Source organism: Streptomyces sp. NBC_00250, from assembly GCF_036192275.1.
Taxonomy (GTDB): Bacteria; Actinomycetota; Actinomycetes; order Streptomycetales; family Streptomycetaceae; genus Streptomyces.
Genome location: NZ_CP108088.1, coordinates 4,724,303 through 4,744,749, shown reverse-complemented (window position 1 = coordinate 4,744,749; position 20,447 = coordinate 4,724,303). Strand labels below are relative to the sequence as shown.

The following is a 20,447-nucleotide window of genomic DNA, read 5'->3' as shown; positions in this document are numbered from 1 at the left end:
CGCGCGGGCGAGCCCCCGCCACGGAGCCGGTCGGAGCGCCGTGCCGCCCGTCGGAGCGGCGCGTCCGCCCCGCCCGTCGGACAACGCCGAAGGGGCGCCTCGGCCGAGGCGCCCCTTCGTGCTCCTTCTCCCCCGGGTCACACCGGCTGGCGGCGCGTCCCGGCCATCAGGGTGGCCGGGATGACCGGCCAGCCGTGCTCGGCCGCGTGGGCCGTCATCCGCGGGTTCTCGCCGACGACCGTCGGGTGGCCCACCATGCTCAGCATGGTCAGGTCGCCCGGGTCGTCGCCGTAGGCGTAGCAGTCGGCGGGGTCCGCGCCGAACTTCGCCAGCGCCTCCCGGACCGCGTCCGCCTTCGCCGGACCGAACATCGCGTGCCGGATCGCCCCCGTCATGCGCCGGTCCGCGTCCAGCTCCGGCTCCGTGCACAGGACCAGGTCGACACCCAGGTCGTCGGTGATCGGGTGGAGCGTCGCCGGCCAGGAGCCGGAGATGACCACCGTGTGGTGACCCGCCTCCTGGTGGCGGCGCAGCCGGGCGACCGTCGGCTCGATGAACGGCGCGCCGCGCTCGCGCAGATGGGCGTACCACTCCCGCGCCTCGGCGACCACGTCGTCCCAGGGGACACCCGCGTACAGCTCGTAGAACTTGGACACCACCTCGACCGGCGTCACGCCCATCGACGCCAGCCGCCGCAGCGGCTCGACGAGCCGCTCGTACGCGGCGCCGGTGACATCACCCTCCCGCTTCATCCGGTGCCGCAGCAGCGAGAACGGCGTCTTCATCGCGACGAGCGTCTCGTCGGCGTCGAAGAACGCCACCACCGGGCGGGAATGGTCGGTGGTGAGGGGAGGGAGGGCGGGGGACGTGGTCAAGACCGGCTCCTGAGGTGTGCCGCTCGGGTGAGCAGTCGCGTGATGTCCTGGGGGCTCCCGGGGTCGACCCGCGCGAGCAGATGGCCGTCCGGGCGGACGACCGCCACGGCGGGCCCCGGGCCGAGCGCCCGGGCCAGGCCCCGGGGAACGGCACGGGTCAGATCGAGTACGGGGGTGCCGTCGGGCAGCTCCCGGCGGACCCGGTCGCGGGTCCGCTGCCAGTCCGCGGGCGGGGTCCGCGTGCCGGGCCACAGCAGCACGGTGTGCCGGTCCCGGTCGATCGTCGGCCAGCCACCGCTGTCGAGCCGCGGAGCCACGGGGGCCGCCTCGCCCGAACCACCGGCGCCCGGACCGGAACCGGTGACCGGGCCGGAGGCGACCGGGCCGGAGGCGACCGGACCGGACGACACCCTCAGCGGCATACGGGGATGCCGGTCGCCGTCGTAGCTGACGGCCGTCTGACTCAGCTGCGGGGCGAACCTGCGCTGGAAGAGCCCGGTCCGGTCGGCCGCCGTGAACGCGGCGTCCCGCAGCGCGACCTTCGCGGGCGTGTTGACCAGGCCCGCCTTGGTCAGCAGCGCCGTCGAGCGGGCCACCTCGTGCGAGACGGCACGGCGCTCGGAGTCGTACGAGTCGAGGATCGGTTCCCCGAACTCCCCCCGGAGGACACCGGACAGCTTCCAGGCCAGGTTGAACGCGTCCTGCATGCCGGTGTTCATGCCCTGGCCGCCGGCCGGGCTGATCACATGGGCGGCGTCGCCCGCGAGGAAGCAGCGACCGCTGCGGAACGCGGAGGCGATCCTGACCCGCACCCGGAAGGAGCCGCTCCACAGCAGCTCCTCGACGCGGCTGCGGCCGGCCGCCCGGTCGTCGACGACCTGCTGGAACATCTCGCGGGGCGGTGGGTTGTCCTCGCCGTACGCGTCGTGCGGCACGTTCAGGGCGATGCGGTGCACGCCGCCGCCCATCGGCCCGAGCACCATGGCGCCGCTCGGCGCGTAGCAGTAGTGCGACAGGTCCTCGGAGAGGGTGGTGGTCAGCCGGGCATCGGTGATCGCGAACGACACGTCGACCGGCGGGCCGTCGTAGCCGATGCCCAGCTCCTTGCGGACGGTGCTGTGCGCGCCGTCCGCGCCGACGAGCCAGCTCGGCTCCAGCTCCTCGGTCCGGCCGTCCTCGTGCTCCAGCTTGACGGCGGGACCGTCCGCGGCGTTGTCGAGGGCGGTGAGCCGGACGCCCTGCTCGACGGTGCCGCCGAGCGCGGCGAGGCGCCGGCGCAGCACTCCCTCGGTGTCGTTCTGCGAGAGGGTGAGCGCGAACGGGTAGGGGGAGTCGGGCAGTTTGCTCATCCAGGCGGTCGCGAGGTGCCGGCCGCGCGAGTAGAACGCGGTGCCCGCGAGACGGTGACCGGTGTCGAGCAGCTCCTCGGTCACCCCGATCCGGTCGAGCAGTTCGAGGTTGCGCGGCCAGATGACGTTCGCGCGGGAGTGCGCGGTGTGTCCGCGGCCGGCGTCCACGACGCGTACGGGGATGCCCTGCTGGAGCAGTTCGCACGCGACGACCAGCCCGACCGGCCCGGCCCCGACGACGAGGACGGGCCGGTCCGCCCCGTGCACCGTGCGCCGTTCCGTCAGGCCGCCCACATCAGCCCCCCGTTGACCTCGACCACGCTGCCGTTGACGTACGAGCTGTCCTGCGAGGCGAGGAAGACGGCGGTCGCGCCGACCTCGGCGGGACGGCCGAGGCGACCGGAGAGCAGACGGCCGCGGTAGCTCTCCCAGGCGCGCTCGTTGGAGGCGAGTTCCTTGCCCATGCCCTCGTCGATGTAGCCGGGGGACAGGCAGTTGACGGTGATGCCCTTGGGGGCGAGTTCGGCGGCCGAGGTCTTGGTGAACATCTCCACGGCGGCCTTGCTCGCGCTGTACGCGGCGGCGCCGATCGCGGCGCGGCCCGCGACGCAGGACGAGACGTTGATGATGCGGCCGCCGGTGCCGGTCGCCTCGCGGCGGGCGGCCATCGGGCCGATCACCGCGCGCGTGCAGAGGAAGACGCCGGTGAGGTTGGTGGCGAGCGTGGTGTTCCAGTCGTCCACCGAGAGCCGGGCGATCTTGCCGTCCCGGCTGACGCCCGCGTTGTTGACGAGGACGTCGACGCCGCCGAACGTCTCGCCCGCGGCGGCGACCAGCTCGGCCACCGAGGACTCGTCGGTGACGTCGGTGTGGTGGAAGAGCAGCCGGTCGCCGTGGTCGTCGGCGAGTTCCTTGATGTCGTACGGGTTGCGTGCGGCGACCACGACCGAGGCACCCTCCGCGAGGAAGGCCTCGGCTATCGCCCGCCCCAGGCCCCGCGTGCCGCCAGTGATGACGGCCGTCTGTCCGTCGAGCCTCATGGCTCCTCCATCCGATGCTGCTGCGTGTGGTGTGCGTGTGGGGTCGGTAGTGGGGTACGGGTGGGGCGCCGGCGCGGAAGGGGTGCGCCGGCGCCCCGGGGCGGGCCGTCAGTACCAGGTCAGGAGTGCGGCGCCCGCGGTCATTCCCCCGCCGACCGACGCCATCAGGACCCGCTCGCCGCGCTTCAGCGGGCGCTCCCGGTGCGTGGCGTGCAGGGTGAGCGGCACCGAGGCGGCCACCGTGTTGCCCAGGTGCGGCGCGGTGTAGGCGACGCGGTCCGGGTCGATGCCGGCGTCCGCCACGAAGGTCTCCAGGAGCCTGGTGTTGGCCTGGTGGAAGACGAACCGGTCGATGTCCTCCAGGGCGAGCCCGCAGTCGTCGAGCGTCTGGGCGGTCAGCTTCGCGAGCACCGCGAGGGCGTAGTCGCGCACCGCGCGCCCGTCCATCCGGAAGTACTGGTGGCCGGCCTCGCGGGCCTCGGCGTCGAGCGGCGTCCTGGTGCCGCCGCCCTCCACGCCCACGTAGTGGTGGAACTCGCCGTCGGTGACCAGGTGCACCGACTGCAGGCCGTAGCCCTCGGGCACCTCGCCGAGCAGGACGGCTCCCGCGCCGTCGCCGAACAGGCTCACCGTGCGCCGGTCGGACCTGTCCATGATCGTGGAGAACATGTCGGCGCCGACCAGGAGCACGTGCCCCCCGTGCCGACCGGCCGCCAGCAGCCCCTCGGCGACCGAGAGGCCGTAGAGGAAGCCGCTGCAGACGGCGTTGATGTCGAAGGCGGGCAGGGTGGAGAGCCCCAGCTTGTGCTGGAGGATCGCCGCGGTCGACGGCTGCGGCACGTCCGGGGTGCTGGTCGCCACGACCAGCGCGCCGAGCCGCTCGCGGACCTCGTCCGGGACGCCTTCCAGCGCCTCCCGGGCCGCGTGCACGGCGAGGTCGGAGGTGGCGGTGCCCGGCTCGGCGTATCGCCGTGTCAGGACACCGGTCCGCTCGGTCACCCAGGACTCGGGCATCCCCGTCCAGGCGCTGATCTGCTGGTTGTCGACCACCTGGTCGGGTGTGTAGGAGCCGATCGACAGGACACCGACGGGCATGGTTTACCTTCCCTGTGCTTGGTGAGTGGTGGTGGATGCGTGCGGCACGGGGCCTCAGTGACCCATGCCGAGCCCACCGCTGACCGGCAGCACGGCGCCGGTGATGTACGAGGCCTCCTCGCCGGTGAGGAACCGCACGGCGGCGGCCACCTCGTCGGCGCTGCCGGCCCGGCCCAGTGGCGTCATCGCCAGGTACTGGTCCATGCGGGCCGGCCGTACGTCGCGCAGCATGTCCGTCTCGACGAGCCCGGGGGCGACGACGTTGACGGTGATGCCGCGGCTGCCGAGCTCCCAGGCGAGGGAGCGGGCGAGGCCGACGAGGCCGGACTTGGCGGCGGTGTAGTTCGTCTGGCCGGGCGAGCCGGTGAACGCGACGGCGGACGAGATCAGCACCAGCCGGCCCCAGCGCCCGCCGAGCATGCCCCGGGCCGCGTGCTTGGCGACCCGGATGACCGACCGCAGGTTGGTGTCGAGGACGGTGTCGATCGCGTCGTCGCCGAGGGCGAGCAGCAGCCCGTCCCGGGTGATCCCGGCGTTGGCGACCAGCACCTCGACGTCGCCGTGGGCGGCCGCGACCTCCTTGAAGGCGCGTTCCACCTGGGCCTCGTCCGTGACGTCGCACTGCACCCCGAGGAGCCCCTCCGGGGGTTCGCCGGTGCGGTACGTGACGGCCACCCGGTCGCCGCGGGCGGCGAGCGACCGGGCGACGGCCAGACCGATGCCGCGGTTGCCACCGGTGACGAGGACCGAGCGGCCCGAGGGCCCGGAGGAGGCAGCGGGGCTCGCGGGGCCGGGAGTCGCCGTCATGCCGGCGTCACCACGATCACGGCGTTCTGTCCGCCGAAGCCGAAGGAGTCGTTGACCGCCGCGCCGATCTCCATCGGACGGGCCTCCTTGGCCACCACGTCCACCCCGATGCCCGGGTCCAGGCTGTTCAGGTTGGCCGTCGGCGGGACGAGGCTCCGCTCCACGGCGAGCACCGTGTAGACCGCCTCGGCGGCGCCGGCGGCGCCCAGCAGGTGGCCGACGACACCCTTGGTGGAGGTGACGGCGGGCTTCTCTCCGAAGACCCGGCGGAGCATCCCGGCCTCGGTGATGTCGTTGAGCGGGGTCGACGTGCCGTGCGCGTTGACGTGGTCGACCTCGGAGGTGTCGACCAGGGCGTCGGCGAGCGCCGCCCGGATGGCCCGCTCGGCGCCGCCGCCGGTCGGGTCGGGCGCCGACGCGTGGTGGCCGTCGGCCGAGGCGCCGAAGCCGGAGACCCGGGCGCGGATGCGGGCGCCGCGCGCCCGCGCGTCCTCGACCCGCTCCAGGACGAGCATGGCCGCGCCCTCGCCGGCGACGAACCCGTTGCGGTCCGCGTCGAAGGGGCGGGAGGCCGACGCCGGGTCGTCGCGCCGGGTCGACAGCGCTCCGGCGCGGGCGAGGCTGGCCATGGCGGTCGGGGACATCGCGGCCTCGGCGCCGCCCGCCAGGACGATGTCGCAGACACCGGACTCCAGGAGGGCGCGGGCGTACCCGATCGCCGTGTTGCCGGAGGCGCAGGCGGTCGACACGACCTGGTTGGGGCCGAGTGCCTTGAGGTCCATGGCGATGTAGCCGGCGGTCATGTTGACCGGGCCCATCACCATGAGCAGCGGCGAGACGAACTCGGGGCCGTCGGCGAGGTGCTTGCCGTGCTCGCGTTCGACGGTGGACCAGCCACCGAGCGAGGTGCCGACCACCACGCCGACGCGGGGGCCGTCCCAGGCCGCCGGGTCGAGCCCGGCGTCCTCGACGGCCTGCCGGGCGGCGACCACGCCGAAGTGGCTGATCGGGTCCATGCGGACGGCGCTGCGCCGCCCGAGCAGGGCGCCCGCGTCGAAGTCCGGTACGCGGCAGGCGAAGTCGACGGGCAGACCGGCGAGGTCCGGGTCGGTGGCCGCGGTGGACCTGCCCGACCAGACCCGCTCGAAGTTGGCCTCGACACCGAGGCCGGCCGGGGTGACCAGGCCGACGCCGGTGACCGCCACGTCGAAGCGTTTGGTGCGCCCGCCCGGGCGCTGCGTCGGTATGCCGGTCATCAGGCCACCGCGACCTTGGAGTCGATCTCGGTGAGGATGTCGGCGAAGGTGTTCTCCGGGGTCAGCGCCGTCTCGTCGATCTGGACGCCGAACTCCTTCTGCACGATGACGCTGAGCTCGATCAGGGCGAGCGAGTCCAGGTCGAGGGCGTCGAAGGTGGACGTGGTGTCGAGCTCCTCGGTGGGGACGCCGAGCTTCTCGGAGACGAGGGCGAAGAGACGGTCCTGGTGAGCGGACATGAGGGGTTCTCCTTGGGAGTCGGATGCGAGTCGGGTGCGAATCGGGTGGAGCAGTGGATCGGTGATCGGTAGATCGGTGGATCGGTGGATCGGTACGGATCGCGGGAGGTCAGCGCTTGCTGACCACGACCGCGGTGAAGGTGAACCCGCCGCCGCCGTTGAGCACCAGGGCGTGGGCCCCGGGCCTCAGGAGGTCCGAGCGGGCCAGGTCGGCCAGGGAGGCGTTCAGGTCGCCGGCCCCCACGTGCCCGGTGACCCGGCCCAGGTCGAGCACCTCCGCCGAGGTGACGTCCTTCAGCGGCGGGATGTACGCCTCGTTCATCGCCTTGGTGCCCAGGCGGGGGATCACGGCGTGGTGCAGCCGCGGGTCGTCGCCGGTGAGCCCGGCGTCGGCCAGGGCCTCCTCGACGACGGCGCGGATGCGGTCGGCCGCCGTCTTGACGAAGAAGTCGACGCCGTACGCCTTGATGAAGGCGCGCTTGGTGCGCCGCACGTCGATCATCGGGCTGTGCCCCATCGGCGTCGCGTTCAGCTCGTCGTCGCCGCGGTGCATCACCTCCAGTTCGGAGGCGGTCCGGGTGGCGAGCGAGTGCAGCAGCAGGTCCGGGGGGAAGGCGTGCGCCGAGCCGGGCTCGGCCGCGGAGCCGGTGCGGTGGACGAGGACGGCGGTGGCCGCGTCGCCGGCCGCCATCCCGTAGTCGCTGCGCCAGCGGTGCCAGCTCGGCATCAGGAAGCGGTCGGCGGTCGTGACCAGGGCGGGTCCGGCGGACGGGTCGCCCTGGAGTCGGCTCGCGGCCAGTTCGATGCCGATGGCGCCGCCGTTGCACTGCTGGAGCAGCCCGATCGGTACGGCACGGTCGGCGCCGATCCGACTGGCGATGTAGTGCGGGGCGGACCAGGCGTCGTGGCCCTGGTGGTGGACGCTGGCGTGCAGGACGAGGGAGAGGGCGTCGGCGCGGGCGCCGGAGAGCGTGAAGAGCCGGTTGGCGGCCTCGACGGCCATGTCGGGCGGCGCGATGTCCTCGCTGACGGGGAGCGAGGTGTAGCCGAGTTCGCGGGCGGTGCGGGCGTCGATGTCACCGGCGGCCACGGCCTCTTCGGTCGTCTGGAGACCGTCGGGGTACCAGGCCGTCGCGGAGAGACCCAGGGGTGAGTCCAGTCGCACGGCCCGTCACCTGCCGTCCGTGTCGGGCGCCTCGGACGCGGCGGACGGCCCGGACGCGGCGGCCGGCTCGGGCTCCGCGAGGACCGCGACCTCGATGTCGGCCGAGCAGACCGACTCCCCGTCCTGCAGGAAGTCGACGGTGAGGCGCTCGCCGGCCGACGGCGTGACGGAGACCGTGACCGGGCTGTCCAGCTCGACGAACCGGCGGAACGTGGCGCCGAAGGCACGCGCGTACCGCCGGTCGCCGGACTCCCCGGACTCGTCGGAGGCGAGGACCGCGGCCTGGCGGGCCGCCTCCATCAGGGCCATCGCCGGTACGTGGTCCAGCGGGTGGTCGTACATGGCCGCGTGCCGCACCGGGACGTCGAGCACGGCGCGCAGCGCGGTCGTGGCGTCGGGGTGCCGGACCACGTCGGTGAGGACGACGTTCTCCGTCCGCTCGCGGCCCACCAGGGCGGGCGCGACGGGCGTGCCGGTGCGGGTGTGCGGCATGGCGGAGGAGAGCGGCGGGACGGAACCCCGGCTCTTCTCGCGGTGGGCCGTGTAGCCGTCGCGGCTGAGGTATCCGGCCACGACGACGCTCGTCCCGGCCCGTCGGCCGCCCACCAGGAAGACGCACTCCAGGGTGGCCGCGAGGAGCCTGGTGCCGCGCCGCTTGAGGTCGCGCGTGGTGACCTCGACGACGAGCTCGTCCGGGGTGTCGACGCGGGTCCGCAGGGCGGCGAGGTCGGTGAACTCGGTGGTCCAGTCGCTGATCAGGAAGGAGGTGTCGTACGTGACGTCCAGCCACTGGTGCGCCACGACGGTGACCGCCTGGCGGGCGGCCTCCAGGAGGAACAGCGGGTCGAGCAGCGCGGGCCGCTGCGTGTGGTCGTTGTAGTAGCTGTGCGCGCGGGGTGCCTGGACGGCCACGGCGAAGGCGTCGTCGCCGTGCCGGACGGCGTCGGTGACGAAGACCTCCATGACGGCCCGGCGGTGCACCAGGGCGCGGTCCATAGGACGCTGGTAGGCGAGTTCGGCCGCGGCCGGCGCCGCTGCCGTCGGCTCCTGCTCAGCAAGGGTCATGCCCGGTTCCGTTCGTCCGTGGGTCTGCTTCGGCGGGCCCCTGAGGGCATGAATCAAGCCTCACAGCCCCCTCTGGGGTTTCATCTGCGAACGACGGGGCAATCGGCCGTGGCCTCACGTGTGGGCGACTTGAGAGCCGCTGAAGATTCGCTGAAGACCGGCCGCAGAGGCCCCCGGACACACGAGAAAGGCCGCCCCTGACAGGGGCGGCCTCGGGCCTCTCACACGTGTGGGATGCGGATCTTCTGCTACGGGTAGCGCGTCGGGCTCTTCCGGTACGGGTCTCGGACGGGTGCGGTGAGGTCGGCGGGACGGGCCGGATCAGGCCTTTCCGACCGCCGGTCAGGCCGTGCCGACCGCCAGGACGACCTTGCCGCGCACATGGCCGGTTTGCATGAGTTCATGGGCGCGGGCCGCGTCCGCGAGCGGGAACTCGGCGCTCACGTGGACCCGGACCTCGCCGCGGTCCGCCATCGCCACGAGCTCGGCCAGATCGACCGGGTCGGGGCGGACGAAGACGTAGCGTCCGCCGAGCCCCGTCACGTCACCGGAGATGGAGGCGAGCCGTCCGCCCGGCCGCAGCAGCGCCGGCGAACCGGCCAGGGTGTCCCCGCCCATGAGGTCGAAGACGGCGTCGACGCCCTCCGGGGCCAGGGCGCGCACCCGGTCGGCGAGCCCGGGGCCGTAGGTCACCGGCTCCGCGCCGAGCGACCGGAGGAAGTCGTGGTTGCGCTCACTGGCCGTGCCGATGACGCGGGCGCCGAGGGCGCGGCCGATCTGGACGGCGAGCGAGCCGACCCCGCCGGCCGCGGCGTGGACGAGCAGCACGTCGCCGGGGCCGATCTCCAGGTGGCGGCGGAGTGCCTGGTACGCGGTGAGGCCGGCGGCCGGCAGTCCGGCCGCCTCCCGCGCGTCGAGGGAGCGCGGTTTGTGCGCCAGGGTCCGGACGGGCGCGGCGACCAGTTCGCCGTACGTGCCGCGCTGCATGTGGTCGGCGCGGACGTAGCCGACGACCTCGTCGCCGGGGGCGAACTCGGTGACGCCGAGGCCGGTGCGTTCGACGACGCCGGACAGGTCGCAGCCCATCACCAGGGGGAAGTGGGACTCGAACCAGTCGTCGATGTAGCCCTCGCGGATCTTCCAGTCGGCGGGATTGACGCCCGCGTACCGCACCCGGACGAGCACGACGTCGGGGCCGAGGCGCGGTTCGGGGAGATCCATGAGTTCCAGGACCTCCGGGCCTCCGTAACGCTGGACGGCGATGGCCTTCACGGACGAACCCCCTGGTGGGACGGCTGATTGACGGACTGACACGCACCGGACGCCGACCGTACGACGGGTACGGCGGTGGTGGCCCTCGCCACTATAGGGCAGACTTGAGCCAGAGTTCTGCGACACCTATGGCAATTGACATATGACCGAAGGCTCAGCCAAAGTCGCGTCATGCTCGTACTGTCCGCCGCCACCGGCAAGTTCGGAACGAACGTCCACATCGTCGCCGCCGGACCGGGGAATCCCTGCCTCGTCGTCGACCCCGGACACGACTCCCGCGAGGCGGTCCTGCGGGCCGTCCGCGCCCACCGCCTCGAACCCGAGGCGATCCTGATCACACACGGCCACATGGACCACACCTGGGACGCCGTGCCGCTCGCCCGGCACTACGGCGTCCCGGCCTGGATCCACCCGGCCGACCGCTACCAGCTCGGCGCTCCCGCCAAGGGACTGCCCGACTCGTTCCCCCGCGACCTCCTCGTCGGCCACCCCGACCAGGAGCCCGACGAGGTGAGCGAACTCCCCGAGCGGGGCGGCGAACTGACCTTCGCCGCCGGCATCGTCACGGTGCTGCACACCCCCGGCCACACCAGCGGCTCGGTGATGTTCCGCTTCGACAGCGGCGACGCTCCCCTGCTCGCCACCGGCGACACCCTGCTCGCGAACGGCCCGGGACGCGCGGACGCACCGACCGCCAGCCCCACGAGCATGGAGGACTCCCTCCGCATGGTCACCGGCCTCTGCCCGGACGACACCCGGTTGCTCACCGGCCACGGCCCCACCTCCTTCCTCAGCCAGACGGGAATCCGATGACGAACACCGCCCCGACCTCCACGACCTCCGGCAGCCGTATGCGCACCGTCCGCTTCGACGACTTCGGCGCCCCGTCCGTCCTCACCGTCGGCGAGGTCGAGACGCCCGAGCCCGAGGCCGGTCAGCTCACCGTCGACGTCCGGTACGCGGGCGTGAACTTCGCCGAAGTGATGTTCCGCCGCGGCCAGTTCCCGGTCGGCCTGCCGCACTTCCCCGGCCTTGAGGCGGTCGGCACGGTCCGCGCCGTGGGCGAGGGCGTCACCGGCTTCGAGCCCGGCGACCGGGTGGCCGCGCTCACCCTGGGCGGCGGCGGAAACGCCGAGGTGGTGGCCGTCGGAGCCGAGCACGTCGTCCGCCTCGACGGCGAGCTCGCCGACCTCGACGGAGCCCTCGCGGCCGGCGCCCTGTGCAACGTCACGACCGCCCTCGGCGTCCTCACCTCGGCGGGTCACCTCGCCAAGGGAGAGACCGTGGTCGTCCTCGCGGCGGCGGGCGGCGTCGGGACGGCCGCGGCGCAGCTGGCGCGTCAGCTCGGCGCGGGCACGGTCATCGGCGTGACCAGCTCCCCCGCCAAGGCCGAGTACGCGCGCGGCTTCGGCTACGACAGCGTCGTGTCGTACGAGGAGCTTGAGCAGGAGGTGGCCGAGCGGACCGGCGGAGCGGGCGCGGACCTGGTCCTGGACTCCGTCGGCGGCGCGTTCCGGTCGTCCGTGTCCGGCCTCCTGGCCGCCTTCGGCCGACACGTCATCTTCGGCAACGCGGCGGCCGAGGACGTCACCTTCGAGGGCAACCACCCCTGGTACACGAACAGTTCCCTCGCCGGCTACAACCTCGGCGGCGTCGCCGGCCGGGCCCCGGAGCTGCTCCGCGCCCACCTGGAGCAGGCCCTCGCCGAGGTCGCCAAGGGCAGCGTCCGGGTGGACGTGACCGTGCTTCCGCTGGCCGACGCGGCACGCGCGCACGAGCTCCTGGAGACCCGGGCGTCCACGGGCAAGTACGTCCTCGATGTCCGGTCCTGAACAAGGCACGCCCAGCACACAGCCGGTGGAACACGGGGGATACGCATGACGCGCGAGTCGGAGTCGGGACTGCCCATCGAGCCGGTCTACGGACCGGGGGCCCTGGAGGGCTGGGACCCGGCCGGGAAGCTGGGTGAGCCGGGTGGGTATCCCTTCACGCGTGGTGTGTACCCGTCGATGTACACGGGCCGGCCGTGGACGATGCGCCAGTACGCGGGTTTCGGTACGGCGGTGGAGTCCAACGCCCGGTACAAGCAGCTGATCGCGAACGGCACGATGGGTCTGTCGGTGGCGTTCGACCTGCCGACGCAGATGGGCCACGACTCCGACGCGCCGATCTCCTCGGGCGAGGTCGGGAAGGTGGGGGTGGCGATCGACTCGGTCGACGACATGCGGATCCTGTTCGACGGCATCCCGCTGGACAAGGTCTCGACGTCGATGACCATCAACGCCCCCGCCGCCCTGCTCCTCCTCATGTACCAGCTGGTGGGTGAGGAACAGGGCGTTCCGGCCGAGAGGCTGACGGGGACGATCCAGAACGACGTGCTGAAGGAGTACATCGCGCGGGGCACGTACATCTTCCCGCCGAAGCCGTCGCTGCGGCTGATCGCGGACATCTTCAAGTACTGCCGCAGTGAGATCCCGAAGTGGAACACGATCTCGATCTCGGGCTATCACATGGCGGAGGCGGGGGCCTCGCCCGCGCAGGAGATCGCGTTCACCCTGGCCGATGGCATCGAGTACGTCCGCACGGCGGTCGCGGCGGGCATGGACGTGGACGACTTCGCGCCGCGGCTCTCCTTCTTCTTCGTGGCGCGCACGACGATCCTGGAGGAGGTCGCGAAGTTCCGGGCGGCCCGCCGGATCTGGGCGCGGGTCATGAAGGAGGAGTTCGGCGCGAGGAACCCCAAGTCGCTGATGCTCCGTTTCCACACCCAGACCGCCGGTGTGCAGCTGACCGCGCAGCAGCCCGAGGTCAACCTCGTCCGCGTCGCCGTCCAGGGCCTGGCGGCCGTCCTGGGCGGGACGCAGTCCCTGCACACCAACTCCTTCGACGAGGCCATCGCCCTGCCCACGGACAAGTCCGCCCGCCTGGCCCTGCGCACCCAGCAGGTCCTCGCCTACGAGACGGACGTGACCGCCACCGTCGACCCGTTCGCCGGCTCGTACGTCGTGGAGAAGATGACCGACGACGTGGAGGCGGCGGCCCTGGACCTGATGGGGCGGGTCGAGGAGATGGGCGGGGCGGTCAACGCGATCGAGCACGGTTTCCAGAAGAGCGAGATCGAGCGCTCCGCCTACCGGATCGCGCAGGAGACCGACAGCGGCGAACGGGTCGTGGTCGGCGTCAACCGCTACACGATCGACGTCGAGGAACCCTACGAGCCGCTCCGCGTCGACCCCGCCATCGAGGCCCAGCAGGCCGAACGCCTCACCACACTGCGCGCCGAGCGGGATCAGACGGCGGTGGACGCCGCGCTCGCCGCACTGAAGAAGACGGCCGAAGGCACCGACAACGTGCTCTACCCGATGAAGGACGCCCTCAAGGCCCGCGCCACCGTCGGCGAGGTCTGCCACGCACTCCGCGACGTCTGGGGCACCTACAGCCCGACGACCACCTGAGACCTGACGGACGCCCGCGTACGACAGAAGACAGCACACAACAGAAAACAGAGGGGGAATCCGATGGACACGCCGATTCGGGTCGTGATCGCCAAGCCCGGCCTTGACGGACACGACCGAGGGGCGAAGGTCATCGCTCGCGCCTTGCGGGACGCGGGGGTCGAGGTCATCTACACGGGGCTCCACCAGACCCCGCGCCAGATCGTCGACACCGCCGTCCAGGAGGACGCCGACGGCATCGGCCTTTCGGTCCTCTCCGGCGCTCATATGACGCTCTTCGCCGAGGTCCTCAGACTCCTCGACGAGGCGGACGCACGGGACATCACCGTCTTCGGCGGCGGCATCATCCCGGAGGCCGACATCCCGGTGCTCCGCGAGATGGGCGTGGCCGCACTCTTCACCCCCGGCTCGCCCACCCGCGACATCTCCGCCTGGGTGACCCGGAACATCGCCGCACTCGAGGAGGCACGATGACGACCGAGCACGACACGACAGCCGACCACGACACGACCGCCGACCTGGGCGCGCTGCTGATCCGGGCCGCCGCGCGGTTCCCGGAGCACGGGATCCGTTACGGCTCCGCGGACCGGCCGCTCGACTTCCGGCTCCAGACCTATCCGGAGCTCCTTGAGGAGTCGCTGCGCGTCCTCGCCCGGCTGCGGAGGTCCGGAGTGGGCGAGGACCGGATCGTCGCGCTGCTCCTCGAACGGCCGGAGGACTTCCTGCCGGCCCTCTGGGCGTGCCTGCTCGGCGGGATCACGGTGTGCCCGCTGGTCCCCCTGCGCGACGACCCGCAGCGCTGGGCGGCCCAGCTCGGCCACGTCGACACCCTGCTCGACGGGCCGCTCCTGGTCACCGACGTCCGCACGCGCGAGGAACTCCCCGCCGTCCAGAACCTGTCGGTCGTCACCCTGGAAGACCTGGCACCGGCCGGCACGGACGCGGGTACCGAGGGAGACGCGCTTCCGCTCACCCCGGCCTCCCCCGACGACGTCGCCCTCCTCGTCCTCACCTCCGGTTCCACCAGCGCCTCCAAGGCCGTCCGGCTCACCCACGGAAATCTGCTGGCCTCCATGGCGGCGAAGGCCGGAACGCAGTCGCTGACCTCGGACGACGTCACCCTGAACTGGATCTCGTACGACCACGTCGCCGCGCTCCTCGAAGCGCATCTGCTTCCGCTGTCGGTCGGCGCCGTCCAGCTGCAGACCTCCCCGGAGACGGTGCTCGCCGCCCCGATGCGCTTCCTGGAGCTGATCGACGCGCACCGGGTGACGATGACGTTCACGCCGAACTTCCTGCTCGGCCAGCTCAACAAGATCGTCGACCGCCTGCCGGCCGCTCCGTCCCTGGACCTGTCCTGTCTGCGGCACATCGTCTCCGGCGGCGAGGCCAACCCCGTCGCCACGGGCATCGGCTTCCTCGACCGGCTGGCCCCGTACGGGCTGCGCCGCGAGGCCCTGTGGCCCGCCTTCGGGATGACCGAGACCTGCGCCGGCAGCATCTACAACCGGGAGTTCCCCGAGGCCGACCGTGAGGCCGAGTTCGCGGCGGTCGGCCGGCCGGTCGACGGGCTGCGCATCCGGATCGCGGCCGAGGACACCGGCCTGCCGCAGGCCGCGGGCGAGACCGGAGAGGTGCAGCTCACCGGCCCGATGGTCACGGGCGGGTACTGGAACGACAAGGAGGCCACCGAGGCCGCCTTCACCGCGGACGGCTGGTTCCGGACCGGTGACCTCGGCCGGCTCGACGGGGGCCGGCTGACCCTCGTGGGGCGCAGCAAGGACAGCGTCATCGTCAACGGCGTCAACTACTACAGCCACGACCTGGAGTCGGTGCTCGACGGCTTGGAAGGCATCGAGAAGTCGTTCGTCGCCGCCTTCCCCACCCGTCCGAAGGGCAGCGACACCGAGCAGCTCGCCGTCGCGTTCGCGGCCGCCCCCGAGGTGGCCGGCGACGAGCCGGCGCTGCACCGCCTGCTGATAGCCGTCCGGAACAGCGTCGTGCTGCACTGGGGCTTCCGCCCCGCGCTGCTGCTTCCGCTGCCCAAGGACGCCTTCCCGAAGACCAGCCTGGGCAAAATCCCGCGCGCACTGATGCGGCGCCGGCTGGAGGCCGGCGACTACGCCGAGCAGGTGGGCTCCGTCCAGGCCCTGGTCACCCGGCAGCTCGGCGGGTACGTCGCTCCCGAGGGCGCCCGTGAGGAGGCGCTCGCGGAGCTGTACGGCGAGCTCTTCGAGACCGACCCGGCGACGATCAGCGCCACGGCGAGCTTCTTCGACCTCGGCGGCACGTCACTGGACATCCTGCGTCTCAAGAGCCTGATCGCCCGGCGTTTCCCGGGCACGGAGCCACCGGTCCTCGCGATCCTCACCTCGCCGAGCGTCCGCGCGCTCGCCGCCCGCATCGAGGCGGACCGGAGCGACGCGCCCGCGCCGTACGACCCGATCGTCCCGCTGCAGACCAGCGGGGAGGGGACGCCGCTGTTCTGCGTGCACCCGGGCGTCGGCGAGGTGCTCGTCTTCGTCAACCTGGCCAAGTACTTCGTGCACGAGCGGCCCTTCTACGCGCTGCGGGCCCGCGGCTTCAACCCGGGGGAGAAGCCGTTCGCGTCCTTCGACGAGATGGCACGCGCGTACGTGGACGCCATCAGGTCCCGGCAGCCGCACGGCCCCTACGCGATCGCCGGGTACTCCTTCGGCGCGGCGGTGGCCTTCGAGGTGGCCAAGCTCCTTGAGGCCGACGGTGAACGCGTCGACTTCCTGGGCAGCTTCAACCTCCCCCCGCACATCAAGTACCGCATGGACGAGCTCGACTTCGTCGAGACCGCGGTCAACCTGGCCATGTTCCTGGACCTGGTCTCCGAGCAGCGGGCGAAGACGCTGCCCGCCGAACTCCGGCCGCTGGACAGGCGGGAGCAGCTCGGCCGTCTGATCGACATCGCTCCCCCGGAGCGGCTCGCCGAACTCGACCTGGACCTCGAACGGTTCACCGCGTGGGCGGAGCTCGCGGACGGCCTGACCGACCTCGGACGGAGCTACGTGCCGTCCGGCGACGTCGCCCGGATGAGCGTCTTCTACGCCGTTCCGCTCCGCGGCAGCAAGCAGGACTGGCTGGACGACGAGCTGAGCCGGTGGACCGACTTCACCCGCGAGGCGCCCCGGTACCTCGACGTGCCCGGCGAGCACTACACCCTCATGGGCGCCCGGCACGTGGCCGCCTTCCAGTCGATCCTGCGGGCGGAACTGGCCCGGTCGCTGTCCGCCCCGTCCGACGAGCAGTAGAGGAGCCACCCGGATGCAGACACCGACCGGCAAGAAGATCCTGATCACCGGGGCGACCGGACTGGTCGCCCGCACGGCCGCCGAGACGCTCGCCCGCGACAACGAGGTGTGGTGCCTGGGCCGGTTCTCGGACCCGGAGACGGAGCGCGGGCTGCGGGACCGGGGCATCCGGACCCGGCGCTGGGACATGGCCGCGTACGGACCGGACGGGCGGGACGGCCTGGACGAGGTCCCCGACGACTTCACCCATGTCCTGCACGCGGCGGTCGAGCGGGGCGACGGGGACTTCGAGGACGTGGTGGCGGTCAACTCCGTCGGCACCGGCCGCCTGATGACCCACTGCCGATCCGCCGAATCGTTCCTCTTCATCTCCACCAGCGCGGTCTACGCCCCCGGGGCACTGGACCACCGGTACACCGAGACCGACCCGCTGGCGGCCCACTCGGCCTTCCTGCCGACCTACCCGGTGGGCAAGCTGGCCACCGAGGGGGCCGTACGGGCCCTCGCCGTCACCCTCGGCCTGCCCACCACCATCGCCCGGCTCAACGTCGCCTACGGGCCGCACGGGCACGGCGGGGCCCCGGTCATCCACTACCGGGCGATGCTCGCCGGGCAGCCCGTCGCGGTCCCGCACACGGACCAGCACTACTGCTCCCCGATCCACACCGACGACATCGCTCGGCACGTGCCGGGCCTGTGGGCCGCGGCGACGGTGCCCGCGACCGTCGTGAACTGGGGCGGGGACGAGGTCGTCGGCATCACCGACCTCCTCGCCCACGTCTCGGAACTCACCGGGGTGCCCGTCGACTTCGTCCCGGGCGACGTCACCCGCGCGGTCGTCGCGTACGACGACACCCGCCGCCGGAGCCTGGTCGGCCCCTGCGAGTGGTCCTGGCGCGACGGCGTCCGCCAGGTGCTCGAAGCGCACTTCCCCGGCTGTGTCACCGCCGCCGCCCGACAGACCCGATAGAGAGGCCCCCTTTCGTGACCGGTTCCACCGCACCCACCACGTCGTCCGCCGAACCGTCGTGGGAGCCGCCCACCCAGCCGCCCACCGAGTCGTCCACCGGGCCGTCCACCGAGCCGCAGGTGCTGAGCCTGCTGGAGCGCGCGCTGAGCAGCAGCTGCGCCGCCTCGCTGCGGGCGGCCGTGAAGCTCGGTCTCGCCGACGCCCTCGGCGAAGGCCCGGCGACGGCGGACGACCTCGCGCGGACCGTCGGAGCCGACCCGGACGCGCTGCGGCGCCTGCTGCGCTCGCTCACCTGCCACCAGGTGTTCGCCGAGGACCCCGAGGGCCGTTTCGTCCCCTCGGAGATCTCCCGGCTGCTGCGCACGGACACCCCGGACAGCCTCGACCAGCTCGTGCTGTGGATGACCGAGCCGTGGACCTGGGAGCTGTGGGGCCGGCTCGACGAGTCCGTGCGCACCGGCAAGGACGTCTTCGTCGACCTGCACGGGCAGGAGTTCTTCGACCAGGTGCACTCCGCGTGGCCGGAGTCCGCGGCGGCCTTCGACCGTGCGATGACCCAGGCGAGCATCCAGTCCGCCAGGGCCGTCGCGGGAGCCGTGCCGCTGTCCGGCGCGCGGACCGTCGCCGACATCGGAGGCGGCCAGGGCGCACTGCTCGCCGCCCTCCTCGAACACCACCCGGACGTACGGGGCGTCCTCTTCGACCGGCCGGACGTGCTGGCCGGCGCGGACGCCCGGCTGCGCGAGGACGGGACGCTCGCCGAGCGGGCGGAACTGGTCGCCGGGGACTGCCGCGAGGCCGTCCCGGCCGACATCGACGCGTACGTCTTCAAGAACGTCCTGGGGATGAACGACGAGGACGCGGTCGTCGTACTCGGCAACGTCGTACGCACGGCCCGCCCGGGCACCAGGGTGATCATCGTGGAGAACCTGGTCGACGACGGCCCCGGGCAGATGTTCAGCACCGGGATGGACCTGCGGATGCTCCTCACCGTCGGCGGCCGCAAGCACACCCGGCAGAGCCTGCTCGGACTGGTGGAGCGGGCCGGCCTGACCGTACGGGACGTCCGCCCGGTCAACACCTACCAGCACCTGATCGAGGCGACGGTGTGAACGAGAACACCGCGGACGTCCTCGTCATCGGGGCAGGCCCCACCGGCCTCCTCCTGGCCGGCGACCTGGCCACCGCCGGGGTGCGGGTCACCCTGCTCGAACGGCGCGAGCAGGCCGCCGACACCGCCATGACCCGCTCCTTCGCGGTGCACGCCCGCACCCTGGAGCTGCTCGACGCCCGGGGCCTGGGCGACGAACTCGTCGCACTCGGCCGCAAGGCGCCCGTGATCGGCGTCTTCGGCAGGATCGAACTCCGGCTGCACCGGCTGCGCTCCCGCTTCCCGTTCGCCCTGATCACCCCGCAGTACCACGTGGAACGGCTCCTGGAGCGGCGGGCGCGCGCCGCCGGGGCGCGGATCGTGCGGGGCGCCGAGGTGACGCGGCTGCGCCAGAACGACGACGGCGTCGAGGTGGAGACGGCCGACGGGGACGTCCTGACCGCCCGGTACGTGGTCGGGTGCGACGGCGTACGCAGCTCGGTGCGGCGGATGGTCGGCATCGGCTTCCCCGGCAAGTCGGTGGTGCGCTCGGTGATGCTGGCCGACATCCGGCTCACCGAGATCCCCGTCGACGCGGTGACCACCAACTCCAACGCGCACGGCTTCGCCTCCCTCGTGCCGTTCGGCGACGGCTGGTACCGGGCGATCGGCTGGGTCGCGGGAGACGAGCGGCCCGACGACGCGCCGGTGGTGGCGGAGGAGCTCTCCGCGCTGCTGCGCCGGGTCCTGGGCTCCGACTACGGCATGCACGACCCGCGCTGGATCTCCCGCTTCCACAGCGACGAGCGGCAGGCGGTGCGCTACCGCGAGGGCCGGGTGCTGCTGGCGGGCGACGCCGCGCACGTGCATTCGCCCGCCGGCGGCATGGGGATGAACACGGGCCTCCAGGACGCCGCCAACCTGGGCTGGAAACTGGCCGCCGTGGTCCAGGGCCGCGCCGGGCAGCCGCTGCTCGACTCGTACGAGCGAGAGCGCCACCCCGTCGGGCGGCAGGCGCTGCGGGTCTCCGGGGCGATCACCCGGGGCGTGCTGCGGTCCCCCCGCAACGGTCTGACGCGTGGTCTGCGCGAGGTCGGACTGCCGCTCGCGAACCGGCTGAACTCGCTGACGGCGACGGGCGAGCGCCTGCTCTCCGGGATCGGCATCGCCTACCCGGCGCCGCGCGGCAGCCACCGGCTCACCGGCCGTCGGGTCCCCGACCTCCGCCTCTCCGGCGGACGGCGCCTGTACGAGGTACTGCGCGACGGCCGTTTCGTGCTGGTCGCCCACGGCAGCCCGGTACCGGAGACGAAGTGGCTGCACCTCGCGGCCCCGGCGGGGAACCTGCCCGGCCCGCTGCTGATCCGCCCCGACGGCCACATCGCCTGGGCCTCCGACACCCCGGACCCCGAGGCCCTCCGCGCGGCCCTGAGGCACTGGCCGGTGACCGCGGCCTGACCCCGGAGACGTAGCCCACGGTCCCGCGGA

The 20,447-nt window shown here is 72.8% G+C and carries 18 protein-coding genes; 8 read left to right on the top strand and 10 right to left on the bottom strand.

The features are described 5' to 3' along the window. Window positions 1–137: 137 nt before the first annotated feature. The 10 genes from OG259_RS21455 to OG259_RS21410 form a co-directional block, all read right to left on the bottom strand. Window positions 138–875 (bottom strand): HAD family hydrolase, encoded by a 738-nt coding sequence (locus tag OG259_RS21455; RefSeq protein ID WP_328943738.1) that lies wholly within the window; start codon window positions 873–875, stop codon window positions 138–140. Further along, window positions 872–2,518 (bottom strand): FAD-dependent monooxygenase, encoded by a 1,647-nt coding sequence (locus tag OG259_RS21450; protein ID WP_328943737.1) that lies wholly within the window; start codon window positions 2,516–2,518, stop codon window positions 872–874. Before OG259_RS21450 ends, OG259_RS21455 begins: the two co-directional genes overlap by 4 nt. After that, window positions 2,506–3,264 (bottom strand): SDR family NAD(P)-dependent oxidoreductase, encoded by a 759-nt coding sequence (locus OG259_RS21445; RefSeq protein WP_328943736.1) that lies wholly within the window; start codon window positions 3,262–3,264, stop codon window positions 2,506–2,508. The genes OG259_RS21450 and OG259_RS21445 overlap by 13 nt, the downstream gene beginning before the upstream one ends. Window positions 3,265–3,372: 108 nt before the next feature. Next, complete coding sequence (locus OG259_RS21440) at window positions 3,373–4,359, bottom strand: 3-oxoacyl-ACP synthase III family protein (protein WP_328943735.1); 987 nt, start codon at window positions 4,357–4,359, stop codon at window positions 3,373–3,375. 54 nt (window positions 4,360–4,413) lie between these two features. Continuing rightward, window positions 4,414–5,166: an SDR family oxidoreductase gene (locus tag OG259_RS21435; protein ID WP_328943734.1), complete on the bottom strand. Its 753-nt coding sequence runs from the start codon at window positions 5,164–5,166 to the stop codon at window positions 4,414–4,416. Further along, complete coding sequence (locus OG259_RS21430) at window positions 5,163–6,422, bottom strand: beta-ketoacyl-[acyl-carrier-protein] synthase family protein (RefSeq protein WP_328943733.1); 1,260 nt, start codon at window positions 6,420–6,422, stop codon at window positions 5,163–5,165. The genes OG259_RS21435 and OG259_RS21430 overlap by 4 nt, the downstream gene beginning before the upstream one ends. Next, complete coding sequence (locus OG259_RS21425) at window positions 6,422–6,661, bottom strand: acyl carrier protein (protein WP_266894008.1); 240 nt, start codon at window positions 6,659–6,661, stop codon at window positions 6,422–6,424. The genes OG259_RS21430 and OG259_RS21425 overlap by 1 nt, the downstream gene beginning before the upstream one ends. Window positions 6,662–6,770: 109 nt before the next feature. Then, entirely contained in the window at window positions 6,771–7,826 is a 1,056-nt protein-coding gene (locus OG259_RS21420) for a ketoacyl-ACP synthase III family protein (RefSeq protein WP_328943732.1), read from the bottom strand. 6 nt (window positions 7,827–7,832) lie between these two features. Then, on the bottom strand, window positions 7,833–8,891 hold the full coding sequence (locus tag OG259_RS21415) for a ScbA/BarX family gamma-butyrolactone biosynthesis protein (protein ID WP_328943731.1): 1,059 nt from the start codon (window positions 8,889–8,891) through the stop codon (window positions 7,833–7,835). Window positions 8,892–9,233: 342 nt separating this feature from the next. Then, the gene (locus tag OG259_RS21410) at window positions 9,234–10,163 is read right to left on the bottom strand and encodes an NADP-dependent oxidoreductase (protein ID WP_328943730.1); all 930 of its coding nucleotides are present in this window, start codon (window positions 10,161–10,163) and stop codon (window positions 9,234–9,236) included. A 171-nt stretch (window positions 10,164–10,334) separates the two neighbouring features. Between OG259_RS21410 and OG259_RS21405 the strand changes: the two genes are divergently transcribed. The 8 genes from OG259_RS21405 (at window position 10,335) to OG259_RS21370 (ending at window position 20,417) form a co-directional block, all read left to right on the top strand. Continuing rightward, on the top strand, window positions 10,335–10,976 hold the full coding sequence (locus OG259_RS21405; RefSeq protein ID WP_266894016.1) for an MBL fold metallo-hydrolase: 642 nt from the start codon (window positions 10,335–10,337) through the stop codon (window positions 10,974–10,976). After that, window positions 10,973–11,995, top strand: coding sequence for a quinone oxidoreductase family protein (locus OG259_RS21400; protein ID WP_328943729.1), 1,023 nt, complete (start codon window positions 10,973–10,975; stop codon window positions 11,993–11,995). Before OG259_RS21405 ends, OG259_RS21400 begins: the two co-directional genes overlap by 4 nt. A gap of 45 nt (window positions 11,996–12,040) precedes the next feature. Continuing rightward, complete coding sequence (locus OG259_RS21395) at window positions 12,041–13,618, top strand: acyl-CoA mutase large subunit family protein (protein ID WP_328943728.1); 1,578 nt, start codon at window positions 12,041–12,043, stop codon at window positions 13,616–13,618. A 63-nt stretch (window positions 13,619–13,681) separates the two neighbouring features. Further along, a complete protein-coding gene (locus OG259_RS21390; protein WP_328943727.1) occupies window positions 13,682–14,092 on the top strand; it encodes a cobalamin B12-binding domain-containing protein in 411 nt (136 codons plus the stop codon). After that, window positions 14,089–16,899, top strand: a complete 2,811-nt coding sequence (locus OG259_RS21385) for a non-ribosomal peptide synthetase (RefSeq protein ID WP_328943726.1) — start codon at window positions 14,089–14,091, stop codon at window positions 16,897–16,899. The genes OG259_RS21390 and OG259_RS21385 overlap by 4 nt, the downstream gene beginning before the upstream one ends. A 13-nt stretch (window positions 16,900–16,912) precedes the next feature. Next, a complete protein-coding gene (locus OG259_RS21380) occupies window positions 16,913–17,869 on the top strand; it encodes an NAD-dependent epimerase/dehydratase family protein (protein WP_328943725.1) in 957 nt (318 codons plus the stop codon). A gap of 14 nt (window positions 17,870–17,883) precedes the next feature. Next, window positions 17,884–18,981, top strand: coding sequence for a methyltransferase (locus OG259_RS21375; RefSeq protein ID WP_328943724.1), 1,098 nt, complete (start codon window positions 17,884–17,886; stop codon window positions 18,979–18,981). Further along, the gene (locus OG259_RS21370) at window positions 18,978–20,417 is read left to right on the top strand and encodes an FAD-dependent oxidoreductase (RefSeq protein WP_328943723.1); all 1,440 of its coding nucleotides are present in this window, start codon (window positions 18,978–18,980) and stop codon (window positions 20,415–20,417) included. The genes OG259_RS21375 and OG259_RS21370 overlap by 4 nt, the downstream gene beginning before the upstream one ends. The last annotated feature ends 30 nt before the right edge of the window (window positions 20,418–20,447 follow it).